At 50.4% G+C, this 13,119-nt stretch carries 15 protein-coding genes; 8 read left to right on the top strand and 7 right to left on the bottom strand.

Translation table 11 applies throughout. From position 1 onward, the window contains the following. Positions 1-174: 174 nt before the first annotated feature. Both ACTHPM_RS15510 and ACTHPM_RS15515 read left to right on the top strand, forming a co-directional pair. On the top strand, positions 175-1,344 hold the full coding sequence (locus ACTHPM_RS15510) for an MFS transporter (protein WP_440395471.1): 1,170 nt from the start codon (positions 175-177) through the stop codon (positions 1,342-1,344). Positions 1,345-1,914: 570 nt separating this feature from the next. Beyond that, positions 1,915-2,265: a toprim domain-containing protein gene (locus ACTHPM_RS15515; RefSeq protein ID WP_440395470.1), complete on the top strand. Its 351-nt coding sequence runs from the start codon at positions 1,915-1,917 to the stop codon at positions 2,263-2,265. A gap of 93 nt (positions 2,266-2,358) precedes the next feature. On the opposite strand, the gene ACTHPM_RS15520 is transcribed toward ACTHPM_RS15515, so the two are convergent. Then, positions 2,359-2,970 (bottom strand): SCO family protein, encoded by a 612-nt coding sequence (locus ACTHPM_RS15520; RefSeq protein WP_440395469.1) that lies wholly within the window; start codon positions 2,968-2,970, stop codon positions 2,359-2,361. Positions 2,971-3,089: 119 nt separating this feature from the next. Further along, the gene (gene cyoE / locus ACTHPM_RS15525) at positions 3,090-4,025 is read right to left on the bottom strand and encodes a heme o synthase (protein WP_440395468.1); all 936 of its coding nucleotides are present in this window, start codon (positions 4,023-4,025) and stop codon (positions 3,090-3,092) included. 308 nt (positions 4,026-4,333) lie between these two features. Here cyoE and ACTHPM_RS15530 point away from each other — a divergent pair, with 308 nt between their 5' ends. Continuing rightward, positions 4,334-5,317, top strand: a complete 984-nt coding sequence (locus tag ACTHPM_RS15530) for a metal-dependent hydrolase (RefSeq protein ID WP_440395467.1) — start codon at positions 4,334-4,336, stop codon at positions 5,315-5,317. A gap of 174 nt (positions 5,318-5,491) precedes the next feature. Here the strand turns inward: ACTHPM_RS15530 and ACTHPM_RS15535 are convergent, their stop codons facing one another. Continuing rightward, positions 5,492-5,704 carry a small, acid-soluble spore protein, alpha/beta type gene (locus ACTHPM_RS15535; RefSeq protein ID WP_440395466.1) on the bottom strand — a complete coding sequence of 71 codons (213 nt, stop codon included), beginning with the start codon at positions 5,702-5,704 and terminating at the stop codon, positions 5,492-5,494. A gap of 119 nt (positions 5,705-5,823) precedes the next feature. Between ACTHPM_RS15535 and ACTHPM_RS15540 the strand changes: the two genes are divergently transcribed. Further along, on the top strand, positions 5,824-6,009 hold the full coding sequence (locus tag ACTHPM_RS15540) for a hypothetical protein (protein ID WP_440395465.1): 186 nt from the start codon (positions 5,824-5,826) through the stop codon (positions 6,007-6,009). 18 nt (positions 6,010-6,027) lie between these two features. On the opposite strand, the gene trpS is transcribed toward ACTHPM_RS15540, so the two are convergent. Continuing rightward, positions 6,028-7,014 carry a tryptophan--tRNA ligase gene (gene trpS, locus ACTHPM_RS15545; protein WP_440395464.1) on the bottom strand — a complete coding sequence of 329 codons (987 nt, stop codon included), beginning with the start codon at positions 7,012-7,014 and terminating at the stop codon, positions 6,028-6,030. A 508-nt stretch (positions 7,015-7,522) separates the two neighbouring features. Between trpS and ACTHPM_RS15550 the strand changes: the two genes are divergently transcribed. Both ACTHPM_RS15550 and ACTHPM_RS15555 read left to right on the top strand, forming a co-directional pair. Further along, entirely contained in the window at positions 7,523-8,500 is a 978-nt protein-coding gene (locus ACTHPM_RS15550; RefSeq protein ID WP_440395463.1) for an aldose 1-epimerase, read from the top strand. Positions 8,501-8,663: 163 nt separating this feature from the next. Continuing rightward, on the top strand, positions 8,664-8,903 hold the full coding sequence (locus ACTHPM_RS15555) for a small, acid-soluble spore protein, alpha/beta type (protein ID WP_440395462.1): 240 nt from the start codon (positions 8,664-8,666) through the stop codon (positions 8,901-8,903). A gap of 257 nt (positions 8,904-9,160) precedes the next feature. Here ACTHPM_RS15555 and ACTHPM_RS15560 read toward each other — a convergent pair whose 3' ends face one another. Then, positions 9,161-9,568 (bottom strand): O-methyltransferase, encoded by a 408-nt coding sequence (locus ACTHPM_RS15560; protein ID WP_440395461.1) that lies wholly within the window; start codon positions 9,566-9,568, stop codon positions 9,161-9,163. 290 nt (positions 9,569-9,858) lie between these two features. Beyond that, entirely contained in the window at positions 9,859-11,658 is a 1,800-nt protein-coding gene (locus ACTHPM_RS15565) for a M3 family oligoendopeptidase (protein WP_440395460.1), read from the bottom strand. A gap of 221 nt (positions 11,659-11,879) precedes the next feature. Between ACTHPM_RS15565 and ACTHPM_RS15570 the strand changes: the two genes are divergently transcribed. Beyond that, entirely contained in the window at positions 11,880-12,050 is a 171-nt protein-coding gene (locus ACTHPM_RS15570) for a YycC family protein (RefSeq protein WP_440395459.1), read from the top strand. Continuing rightward, positions 12,047-12,277: a hypothetical protein gene (locus tag ACTHPM_RS15575; protein WP_440395458.1), complete on the top strand. Its 231-nt coding sequence runs from the start codon at positions 12,047-12,049 to the stop codon at positions 12,275-12,277. The genes ACTHPM_RS15570 and ACTHPM_RS15575 overlap by 4 nt, the downstream gene beginning before the upstream one ends. Before the next feature lie 57 nt (positions 12,278-12,334). Here the strand turns inward: ACTHPM_RS15575 and ACTHPM_RS15580 are convergent, their stop codons facing one another. Further along, positions 12,335-13,036, bottom strand: a complete 702-nt coding sequence (locus ACTHPM_RS15580; protein ID WP_440395457.1) for a DUF2225 domain-containing protein — start codon at positions 13,034-13,036, stop codon at positions 12,335-12,337. Positions 13,037-13,119: the final 83 nt, after the last annotated feature.

Below are 13,119 nucleotides of genomic sequence, written 5' to 3' on the forward strand. Positions count from 1 at the left end.
AGGTCCGCCTTTTAGATTATACATGATTCCCTTGCAGGCTGTCTCCCCGGCTTTAGACGGGGCAACCCGGCATCCGGCGGCTTTCCCCGGTCAAATAAACGGGTCTATTCGGAACGGTACAGGCGTACATCTATAGAGATTGCTTGTCTTTGGTACAAGAAAGGAGCTGCTCAAGTGAAAACCGCCATATGGCTGTACATGTTTTTGTTCCTGGCTTTCTTCGACCTTCATGCCCAGTACCCCATCCTAACTCCGTTCGCCGTATCTCTCGGGGCAGCACCTGTCTTTATCGGCTGGATGATGGGCATTTACGCCCTCACGCATTTGCCGGGCAATCTGATTGCGGGAACCGTGATCGACAGGCATGGCAGCCGCCGTTATATCATTTTCAGCCTCGTGTCAGCCGGCATCGTGCTGCTGCTGCAGTCCCAGGTTCATTATCCGTGGCAGCTGCTCGTGCTGCGTTCCATCAGCGGCTTTGTCCTGGCCTTCCTATCCCCTGCCTGCCTGACGCTGCTGGCTTCGCTCACCTCGGACAAAGTAACTCAAGGCAAATTCATGTCAGGCCATGGCGTCGTTCATACCCTCGCCTCTGTCGTATCGCCTGCAGCGGGTGCTTTCATTGTCGCCAAAGCCGGTTACTCGGCCACCTTCCAAAGCCTCGGCTGGCTGCTCATCGCGACCGGCATTATGGCTGTGTTCAGCGTGCCCGCCAAGCTTCCGCAAGCTGCACGATCCGAAGCCGCGCTACCGGACGGGAAGCAACCTGCAGCAGACACGAGGCTTCAGGTTCCTTGGCGCATATATATTCTGCCTTTCGTCATCTCCTGCTCGCAGGGAGTCCTGTTTTTTGAGCTTCCGCTTCGAGCGGCCGGCACGGACGGCATCATGTCGACCGGGATTTTATTCTCCATCATGAGCCTTGGCGCCTTGGTCACGCTAAGCATGCTGTTCGTGAACCGCTACTCTCCCTATAAACGGGTCATTGGCGGTATCTTCCTGCTTGCCGTTTGCTTTTACGGGTTGGCCGCCCTGCAATTCATCCCGCTGACTGCTACGCTCTTTGTCCTCGGGATGGCCAAAGGAATGATCTTCCCGGCCATGGCTTCGCTGTTCATTCAACTCAGCGGCGGCACCAAGCTAGGCAGGGTCTTCTCGCTGCAGTCCATCGCCATGTCGGTTGGCTCGTTTGTCGGCCCGATTGCCGCCGGACAGCTGCGCACCGTGGTGTCGCCTTATTTTATTGCTTTCGTCCTGCTGATGGTCGGCCTCATGCTCCTTCCGATCAGCCGCAAGCCAGGTTCCTTTCTGGCCCCTCAGGCAAACCAAACTCCGGCTGCCTAGCGCCTTGTAGTAGGTAAACACCTAAATCCATCCCCATAGGCCATTGCACAATACTTCAGCCCTCTACCCACATAGGATACATTGTGTCATCGACCAGTTTAGAGAGCGGGGTGATTAGATATGAGTCATTTAGGTCACTGCGGCTGCGGTCCTGTAGCACCGGTTGCGAATGTAGCACCAGTCGTTTCTCCAGTCGCTACGGGTTGCCACAGCAATGTCGGTATTGTGTTGGTACTCTTTATCTTGCTGGTGATTATTCTGCGCGCCTTCTGGTGCTAGTCTGATACCAACCTTGAGAAAAATGCCGATCGGCGCACCTGCTTAGGAATAGCGCCTTTCGGCATAATGGTGTCAAGCGATTATAGAAGAATGGTTCAGCTTATGGAAAGCATAGGATTTCTATAATACAAAGAGACGATCTTCCTTTGCCGGGGAAAGATCGTCTTGTTTTTTGCATGCCTTGCCGGAAAAGAGCTACACTAAGGAGGAACCGGCTCGAATGTTTTTCAACATTTCCCGGGGAATTTCGATAGGAGCATTCATGCTGCTCCCGTACCGAGGTGATTCTTCTTGTCTATATTCATCATTGTTGAAGGAAAAAACGACCGCAGCAAGCTCCGCCGCCTGCTTCAGGAGGACATCCGCATCCTTTGCACATTCGGCACGCTGAGCTCCGCCAAACTGGAGTCCCTCCGCAAAGAGATTCGGGAGGAAGAAGTGTATTTATTCATGGATAACGACAGCTCCGGCAAAAAAATACGCGGTGTTCTTCGGGATGCATTTCCCGATGCGGGGCATATATACACCCGGCGCGGTTACCCCGGCGTCGAAGGTACGCCAGATGAATATCTCGTTGCTCAGCTCGAAAAGGCAGGCTTGGAAGAATACATCATCTATCCGGCAGCCCCTTTCCAAGCGTAGAAGATGCATGCAAAAAAGCGCCTCTGCAGCAGTCTCTCGGTTCTGCATGCAGGGCGCTTCCGGATTTACTTCAACCCATTTGATTCAGCCGATTTACTCTTTGGCCAGGTCTTTAACGTCCTTGGCAAGCGATTCGGCGGTTACGTTGTCGGTATCATTCGCATTGTACAGCTTGCGCACCTTGTTGTCGCGGTCGACCAAAGCGATGATGTTCGAGTGGGCAAAGTTATCCTTGTTATCGCCCATGATGCCGATTTTAAATGATTTTTCGGCAAGATCCCTGATCTTCTGATCTTCGCCCCTCAGGAAATACCAACCGTTGTAATCCACGTAGAATTTATCTGCGAATTCCTTGATTTTCTCCCGGGTGTCCACCTTCGGATCGAAGGAGATCGAGACAAATTCGGCATCCTTGGCGAACGTACCGTCGTTGATCAGCTGCTTCTGTGTCTGGGAGAGCAGGAAGGTCGTTACGGGACATACATCCGGGCAGCTGGTATAAAAGAAGTAAAAGAGCCTTACTTTCCCCTTCGTATCATCCCGTGACACCGTCTTGCCATCTACATTCTCAAAGGAAAAATCCTCAACCTGTCCCAATACCGGCAGCTTGGATTTGCCAAGTCCCGTACTGGTGTAGATCAGAAAGCCCGCCATGACAATAATGACTGCCAGCAGGATCCACGTCCATTTATAACGTTTCAACATGTGTATAAATCTCCCTCTCTCCCATGCATTACGAGCCGCAGCACAGCTTTCCTATGCTGTTCATGCCTGTTTCCCAGAAAAAATCCCATGCATCCATGGGATTTGATCGCTATATATTGTTAATGCACCGTGTTCAGGATCATCACGATCAGGCTCAAGGTCAAGTAATTGATCGAGAAAATGAACAATTTCTTCGCCCAAGCGTCGTCGTCCTTCGCCGTCAGTCCCTTGATGCCGAGATACAGCCAGAAGAGTGACAGCAGCGTACCAATGATCATAAAGTAAATACCGGTATAACCGAACGTATACATCAAAATCGGAATCGGAACCAGCAGCACCAGATATGGAATAATCTGAATTTTCGTGCGCTTAATTCCTTTCACAACAGGCAGAAGCGGGTAACCGGCTGCTCTGTACTCCTCCACGCGGCGAATGCCCAGTGCCCAGAAATGCGGCGGCTGCCACAGAAACAGCAGAGCGAACAGCAGAATGGCTCCCATATCGACACGGTGTGTCACAGCCACGTAACCGATCAATGGAGGCATCGCGCCGGAGATGGCGCCAACCGATGTGCTCCATGTCGAAGACCGTTTCAGCCACATGGTGTATACAATGGCGTATACGAACATCCCGATCGCACCGAATATGCCGGCCAGAACGCCTGAAAAGATAAACAGATCAGCCAGTCCTATAACACCGAGTATGAAAGCATACCAAAGAACAACGGATGGCTTCAAGCGACCGGATGGAAGGGTGCGGTTCTTCGTACGTTCCATCTTGGTATCGAGTTCACGATCAAAATAATTGTTATATACACAGGCAGAAGCCATGACCAGCACGGTTCCCAGCAGAGTCAAAATCATTTTGCCAAACTGGATGTCCCATTGCGAAGCGACCCAGTAGCCTGCAAAAACAGCAATTAAGTTAGAACGGATAATCCCGGGTTTCGTGAGTGTGATGAAATCTTTCCACGTAGCCGATGAATCCGGCGGCGTCTGTTTGATGGAAAGCGTTGCGGAATCCGAAGGAGCCTGGTAACTTAAATGATTGTCCACGCCTTAAGAATCCTCCTTATTCTGTCATTGTGGAGGAAAGATGCCTCCGCTATAAAGTTTATCATATCAAAAGTTAAAAGTGTTTGACAATCCTCTCCAAAATCATTCACTATTTTGACAATTCGGTGACACATTTTAGTATGGTCAATCCCTTATATATTCATCCCAAAGTGGGTAGTAACTATAATAAGGAAAACTTGGAACAGCAGGATTTGCAGAATCCTCACATTCGCACCTAGCCGCGGCGGGATTTGCATTTCCGGATTTGTTACAATGAATGATAAGAACAACACGAAGGAGACATGGTAATGGATACAGCCACACATTTTGTGATGGGACTCAGTCTGGCCGGTCTCGCCTATGTTGATCCGGCGGTTGCTGCAAGCCCAGCGCTTGCCACTGCCGTACTGCTGGGTACGGTCATCGGTTCTCAGGCCCCGGATTTTGACGGGCTCCTGCGCTTTAAGAGCAATGCCCTATACGTAAAAAACCACCGGGGCATTACGCATTCGCTTCCCTTTCTCGTCATTTGGACTGCGCTGATCGGCAGCATACTGGCCCTTCTGTTTCGAACGGAGCCAGCGGGACACATCCTGCTATGGACAGGAATCGCCGTCTGCGTTCATGTATTCAGCGATTTGTTTAATACGTATGGAACCCAGGCCGCTCGCCCTTTCTCGGAGCGATGGATATCCTGGAATATCATTCACATTTTTGATCCGTTCATTTTTACGACTCATGCCGCAGCCGTTCTGCTGTGGAGCACCGGAGCGGCAAAGCCCGCGCCTTTATTTGCGGGACTGTACATTCTCACTGCCGTTTATTACGTCTGGCGCACGATTGCCCATTCCGTCAAAACCGCCGAGGTCAAGCGACTGGACGCCACTCGTCAGCCCGGCGAACGATACTATGTCATTCCAACCGTATCCTTTCACAAATGGCATATCGTCAAGGCACTGACGGACGGCAGCTACGAGATCGGCGTCATGAACGGCAGCGAACTGGAATGGAGAAAGCACGCGTACACTGAGCAGCATCCGGCTATCGAGCATTCCAAGCAGCATCCGGACGTGCAGGCATTTCTCTACTTTACCTCGTTCGCCGTCGCCGAAGTCGAGAATCTGCCATGGGGTTATATCGTCCGCTGGGCCGATGTGCGCTACCGCCACCGGAAGCAGTATCCGTTCGTGGCCGTGCTCGTCATGGATAAGCAATTTCAGCCGATCAATACGTATGTAGGATGGCTCAGCGCCAAGAAAATGGATAAGAGGCTGTCCATCAATTCAGGCTAAAAGCTTCATATTATAATACAGGCTGCTTCCCTCTGTCGGAAGCGGCCCTTTTTTATGCATTTCACTCGATTTTGAGCCTTGACGAAAATCGCCCGTTAGGAGAGAATCACCCTAGAGACACGCACAAGAAAAGCCCGGCACGCTAGAATGCGTGCCGGGCCCGAGATTTATCGATTATTGACGACCGGACATGGATTGTTCAGCCATTTGAACGAGACGCTTGGTAATATATCCGCCCAGGGAACCTGTTTCGCGGGAAGTCATGTTGCCATAGTATCCGTCTTGCGGAATTTGAACGCCCAGTTCCTGAGCAGCTTCCATTTTCATTTGTTGCAAAGCCGTTTTTGCTTGCGGTACTACCAGATTGTTTGAACGAGATTGAGCCATCGTAAAATCTCCCTTCCACTTCTGCGTGTGTGTTAGTAACAAGCTTGCAAGCTTAGTATGGCTCGGTCGCTAGGAGTTATGCAGAAAAGAATTCATATCTTGTCTGGAGGTTTTTTACAATGAGTAAAGGTTTATCCCTATGGTTCGCCTGTTCGTCCATCCTTCTTCTCGGAGCCGCAGCCGTTTGCATCAGCTACAACGGTTGGCTGGCGCTCCTGGTAGGCGTCTTGGCGATCTGTAATATCGGATGGGGCTTTGTAATCAAGGCCAAGCAAAACCGTCTGCACGGAGCGAAAACGGAATAGCGCATCCTTCCTGGCCGTTTATCTTGGCAGCAGGAAGCCCATCCGTTCCTTCACGTCAGTCAGCGTGCGCGAAGCGGTTTCCATGGCCCGATCGGCGCCTTTGGCCAAAATGTCGTAGAGCTGTCCGGATTCACGGATATCATAATATCTCTTTTGCAAAGGTTCAAGTACGCTGACAACGACTTCGGCCAGGTTTTTCTTGAAGCCGCCGTACATTTGTCCCTCATACTGGTTCTGAATTTCGGTCAGAGACATCCCGGAGCACTCCGAATAGATGCTCATGAGATTGCTGATTTCCGGCTTTTCGGCTGGGTCGTAACGTACTTCCTTTCCGGAGTCCGTTGTCGCCCGGCTGATTTTTTTGCGGATTTCGTCCGGCGTGTCAAGCAGCGTGATGTGGCTGCCGGGATTCGGATTACTCTTGCTCATTTTTTTCGACGCGTCGTCAAGTGACATAATCCGTGCGCCGACTTCAGGAATATACGGCTCCGGAATCGTGAAATATTCTCCGAAACGATGGTTGAAGCGTCCCGCCAAATCACGTGCAAGCTCCAGATGCTGCTTTTGGTCCTCGCCTACCGGTACCAGATCGGCATTATACACCAGGATATCTGCGGCCATGAGCGATGGGTACACGAACAGGCCCGCACCTACGGATTCTTTTCCCGCCGTCTTGTCTTTGAACTGTGTCATTCGCTCGAGTTCGCCCATGGACGTCAGCGTCGTCAGGATCCATCCGAGCTCCGCATGCGGAGGTACATGGGACTGCATGTACACATTGGCTTTCTCCGGATCGATTCCGGCCGCAATGAACAAGGCCGCTACCGCTTCAGACTGTTCCCTTAGAGCCTTCGGCTCCTGTGCTACTGTGATGGCATGCAGATCCACGACCATGAAATTACAAGCATAATCATTTTGAAGCTTCACGAAATTTTTCATGGCTCCAATATAGTTGCCCAGCGTAAGCTTGCCGCTCGGCTGAATTCCGGAAAGAACGGTTTTCATGAAAATCCCTCCATCTTGTTTTTGAATATACAAAAAGGCCCCACGCCCGCAAGGGACGTGAGACCGTGGTGCCACCCTTATTTGCAACCTGGTATCAGGCGCAGTACCGTACGTACTGGCATCGCTAAAAAAACCAGGCAGCCTTACATTCCTTAACGTGGAATTAGCCGGCCGGTCTACGCGGGAAGATCAATTCTTCCGTTCAACGCGGCACTCGAGGGTCCATTCGGCAAAATCGGCCCCACCGGTTCACATCAACCACCGGCTTTCTGAAGGTTATGCCGTCTTTGCTTACTTGTCCCTGTCATCGTGTTCCATAATCATTGAAAGCCTTTATGCAATGCTTATGATATCGCTGAAGTCACCAAATTGTCAAACCTCTTTTTGCAGGCTCCATATTTTGGCGTCTAAGCAATCCATCCAGGGATAATTCGTTTTTTACCTCCCGCCGCGAAATCTGTTATGATATATGAAATGAACTAAAGTTAGTGGGAAAAGGAGCATCGATATGAAACAAGTGACCAAGGGGCAATGGAATGGTTACGACACGTACATCCTTCATAGTCGCGAGCTTGAAGTCACGCTGCTGCCGTGGCTGGGGAACAATGTGATTTCCATCCGGGACAACATCCAGAACAGACAAGTCGTACGAAGACCCGACGAAAACGATTTGGCATTTTATATGCAAAAACCCTATCATTTCGGTATGCCGATGCTCATTCCGCCGGGCAGAATCCGCGGAGGCCACTTTGAATATGAAGGCCGCGAGTACCAATTTGACCGCAATACCGCAGGCGATAACCATATTCACGGGCTGCATCGTACCCAGCCCTGGAGAGTCAGCGACATTGAAGAAGATGAGGATGGCTGCGCCGTTACGACTGAATTTTTGACTGCGGATGATCCGCATTGGATGGAGCAGTTCTCTGCCCCCCTGAAGCTTGAAATGACATTGCGGCTCCAGGGCGACCGGTTGACCCAGCGTTTGAAGGTGACTCATATGGGCGACCACCCCGTCCCTTTCGGAATCGGTTATCATACTTGGTTTCTCTTGGATGGACAACCAGGCGAATGGACCCTTCAGCTGCCTGTAGACGCCATTTACGGGCTGGACCAAGACCTGCTAACGACAGGCGACGTACTGCCGTTAGGGCCTTTGGAATCATTAAATGAGGGACTGAACCTGCAAGGAACGAATTTCGACACGCTTTTTAGGATCGGAAAGGGCCAGCCTGCGGTGGCTACTCTGCTGCGCAGTGACGGCTACGGTCTCAAATACTCGGCAGATCCTAAATTCTATAAGCACTGGGTGCTTTACACCAAAGGTGAAGCGGGCGACTTTCTGTGCATTGAGCCATATACCTGGCTGCCGAATGCTCCCAATCTTCCGGCAGGGCCCGATGTTACCGGATTGATTCGCCTCGAACCCAAGCAGACCATTGAAATGGACTTGCATTTGGATATGATTTACCCTCCCGAGTCCTAAAATAATATATCAAAGTAAAGGGCGGTTTTTCGATGAATGTCGGAAAATCGCCTTTTTGTCGTAGATTTCTATAAATTTCCATTCACTTTCGTCCTCTGTTGCTGTATGTTTTCAAATCTTTAAAACCATAATAACTTCAACAAGTTCAAAGGAGGTGACAAACATGGGTCAAGCAGGACAAAACCAAGGACGCGGTAGCCGCTCCAACAATCTGGTCGTACCTCAAGCAAACTCCGCACTTCAACAAATGAAGTTTGAAGCTGCTCAAGAGCTGGGCGTTCAAATTCCAGCCGACGGTTATTATGGCAATATGACTTCCCGTGAGACTGGTTCTTTGGGAGGCTATATTACAAAACGTCTGGTACAAATGGCTGAACAACAGCTTTCCGGTCGTCAACAATAATCGTGCTTTTAAGGGGCATTTGTAATTGTGATATCATGTCGATCCGCGGCAAGGCGTGAGCTTCCTGCGGATCTTGCGGTAATTCCGCAGGAAAAGGCAGCCTTTGTAAAAAGGTTGCCTTTTTTCGCGTTATTTCGTATGGCTTACTTCTTATTATGTCGCCCTTGCTCATTTCAAGCTATTCACTTTAAATAAAGCGATATGGTTTTAGGTATGGCTATGGAATAAATCATGATAAATATAATGAGTTCATTGGATCAGAAAATTTCCGTAAGAGCATCTGGATATGTATGTCTCGGATAGCGAATCATCAAATTAGCCATATTGTAGTTGGATTCAAGAATCGCGTCGACCACGATCATGCCCTGCCGAACGGCAAACTCATAACTAATTTCACCGTGGGTCCAGTGCCGTTTATGCTTCAGGCTCTCCAGCGCCATGATCCGGAAAGAAGCGTATTGGACCGCCGTCAATCCCGGATCTTCCACACGAAGCTCCCCGTTTCGACCCTCCAGCGGATTATGACGAATCCCGAACTTGCCGATCGTATTATTGCGTATTTGCACAAACACTGTTCCGGAGGATAGGCCGGATAGCTCTTCTTCAAGCTCTTTGAACACCATATCAAGCTGTCTTGCTAGGGATAACTGCTCACTTTTTATCATATATTTCCTCCTCTCTTCAACTTTCGCCAAAAATACTTAGGGCTTATGACTCATTATAAGACAGGGTAGCGAAACAGACAACAATATAAAACATAATTGGGTATTTATTACTATTATTTTCGCTTTTTCGATTTAATTTCCGCTAATAATCTGCTATTATTCTTGCTATTACGACAAAATACTCAATAATCCTACCGCATTCTGGCGGACAACTAAAAAACGGGAAGACACCATCTAAACGTGGGTCTTCCCGTTTGTATTTTGATACGTATTCCGGGTGCTCGTAAGTCCTAAGCCAGGTTTTCCGTCATGCTCAAGAATTCCTCAATATCTCGCGTAAGCAGATCCGATGCGCTCTGCCAGAAATCACGTCCGGTCAGATCGGCGTTCAAGTGCTTTTTCGCAAGCTCTTCTACCGTCATCGCGCCGGTATCTTGAAGCAGCGCGTCGTATTTATCGGCAAAGCTGCTGCCCTGCTGGAGGGCCTGTGCATAAATACCGGTGCTGAACATGTAGCCAAACGTGTATGGGAAGTTATAGAAAGGAACGCCCGTGATGTAAAAGTGAAGCTTGGAGCACCAGAACGTCGGCTCGTAAGCAGAGAGCGCGTCACAGTATGCTTCCTTCTGCGCTTCTTCCATCAAATCATTCAGCTCCTGAACGCTCAAGAGACCTTTTTTGCGTTTTTCGTAGAAGCGGGTTTCGAATAGGAAGCGGGCATGAATATTCATGTAGAACGCCACGCTGCGCTGGATTTTGTCCTCCAGCAGCGCCAGCTTCTCCTGCTCGTCCTTCGCTTTTTTTACCATGGCATCAGCCACGATCATCTCGGCAAGCGTCGAAGCCGTCTCCGCCACGTTCATGGCATAGTTCTGGTTAAACACCGGCAAATCGTCCATGACATGCTGATGGTAACCGTGGCCGAGCTCATGCGCAAGCGTGGACACATTGGATGCCGTACCGCTGTAGGTCATGAAGATACGGGTGGCCTTGCTGACCGGAAGCGATGTGCAGAAGCCGCCTGGACGCTTTCCGGGGCGGTCTTCCGCTTCGATCCAGGATTTGTCGAAGGCCATTTCGGCAAAGTCGGCCATTTTCGGGCTGAACTTGCGGAACTGCTCTACGATGGTTTCGGCTGCTTCCTGGTAAGATACTTTCGAGGACACTTTCCCGATCGGGGCGTCGACATCCACCCAGCTCAGCTGATCGACTCCAAGCAGCTTGGCTTTGCGCTCCATGTATTTTAACAGCTTCGGCTTGTTGTCCTGAATGACGCCCCACATGGCGTCCAGGGTAGCATTGGACATCCGGTTGATGGCGAGCGGCTCCTTCAATACTTCATCCCATCCGCGGCGCTCGTACAGCTTCAGACGGAATCCGCCCAGATGATTCAGTGTATCACCGCAGTAGTCCGCCTTATCGGCCCAAGCTTCCTTCCATTTCACGAACATGGCGTCCCTGACTTCCTTGTCCGCATCATACAGCTTGTTATGAGCTTGACCTGCGGACAGCAGCACCGTTTCCCCGTCCACTTCGAACGGAATTTTGACATGGCTTACCACGGTATCGTAGTGGTCGCTCCAGCCATGGTAGCCGTCAACGGCCAAATCCAAGGCAAGGCTCTCCAGCTCGGGGCTCAGCTTCTCACGTGCCTGGTCTCTGCTCTCGTTCATGACAAAAGCAATCGGCTGAACCTCCTCGCGATTCATCCAGGCCTTCCAAGTCTCATCATCCGTGCGGCCGAGGATATCGTCGAACTGGGTCATGATCGTATTCAGCAGCGCATGCAGATTGGTGATCCGTCCGGACAGTTGAACGGCCTTTTTGTCCCCTGTATCCTGCGCCTGCAGGCAGCTCACGAATGCACCGCCCTCGGATATGCGGGCAATGCAGCTGCCCATGCTGTCAATGATTGCGTCAAAGGCTCGGGTGTCTTCAAGGCTCGTAGGAGCGGACGCAGACTTCACGTCTTCTTTCAGCTTCTGAAGATCCTTTTCCAGCGTGTCGAGATAGGTTTGATATTCGGCCGAAGCGGAACCGCCCGGAAAAATGGTTTCCAGATCCCATGTCAGTTTCAAATTGTTATTCATTGCTAATCACCATTCCTTTGCTTAGGGATTTCACTTGATTGGTTTTCATGATAAGGTGTATAACTATATAAAATGAACTAAGTTCAATTTATACAAGAATCATTTCATCGTAAACAGACAGCACATGGCGCCAAGCGGCTTACGGATCAAGATTTCATACCTTTCAGCCGCACTCACTGAAGCCATGGAGCTTTCATACATCCATTGGAGGGATGCTCGACATGAGACCACTGCAAATATCACCGGAAACAGCCGTCAAGCTGTCAGAAAAATTGGGAGTTCCGCTGGAACATCTCATGCACATGCCGCAGCATATTCTGCTGCAAAAAATCGCTGAGCTTGGCAAAGAACATCCAGGTGAGGATCAAGCGGACAAGAAGGACGATCAATGATCCCCTTCGCCAATACCTGGCCTTACGATAAGCAAATGGGTGACATTTATGTGCATGAATGCCCTTTTTGCGGAGCGGGAAACGTGAGGCTGAACCTCAAGCCCAGCGAGCTCAAAACGATCAATGAGGGCAGAAAAAAGCTTGTGGTTTTTCCCTGCTGCAGCAGCCGGCTCAACGTTCTTGAGACCGATAACGACTATCTGCGGTTCGATCAGCCAGTCCGTTAATCGCCGCCCTTATGCAAAACACGCATGATACATGCGTGTTTTGCTGTTATATAGCCTTCAGTTCTGCTTCATCTCTTCCGGGAGGTCCAGCTTCCGGGCAAGCATTTGTTCTCGGAGGACGCCCCATTGCTCTCTGGAAGCACGGATCATGGCCGCATCCATAATGTTCTTATCGTTGATGACCCTCGAGAACCATTTGACCGCCTGCCCGAATTCGCCGATGCGGCGATTCATCTCCCCGATCAAATAGAGCAGGCGGGCGTTGTTTGCCCCCACCCCTTCGAGTTCATAGACCTTTATGTAAGAATTCAGCGAGTATTTCAGGAAACGCTGTTCCTGCTCCTCGTCCCCCTTATAACGATAAAGCCAGGCAATATGGTGAAGCAGGCTGGCGATGATCCGCTCCTTCTCCCCGATCGTCTGCGCGACGAGCAGTGCCAGCTTGTACGTCTCCAGTGCAGCTTCCCATTCCCGGTGACCGCTGAAATCCCGCGCAATCCACCGGCTGCTGATTTTGTCTGCAAAACGCTGTTTCTGCGAATCGTTTAACCGCTCCGTCGAATTTTCCGTTGAAGCGAATCCGCATTTCGGACATACTCTGACAACGTAATAGTCCGGATTCTCATCCTTGTAATAGGCGCAAAAATCGGAATCCGTGCGTATGGCCTTCTTAAAGCTGGGACGCACGCGCGACGTATTGAATTCATGCTCGCAGTAATAACAGGTCACTTTAATGGAGTATAGAGGTTCTAAAGTCACATCCCCACGTTCCTTTCATGTCTTTCGTCTAGATCTCCCACGATCCAAGGTGCATATTGCAAAAAATGACAAGCAGGACCCGA

Origin of the sequence: Paenibacillus sp. SAFN-054 (assembly GCF_051966755.1) — a bacterium.
In the GTDB taxonomy this organism is placed as follows: Bacteria; Bacillota; Bacilli; order Paenibacillales; family Paenibacillaceae; genus Paenibacillus_AQ.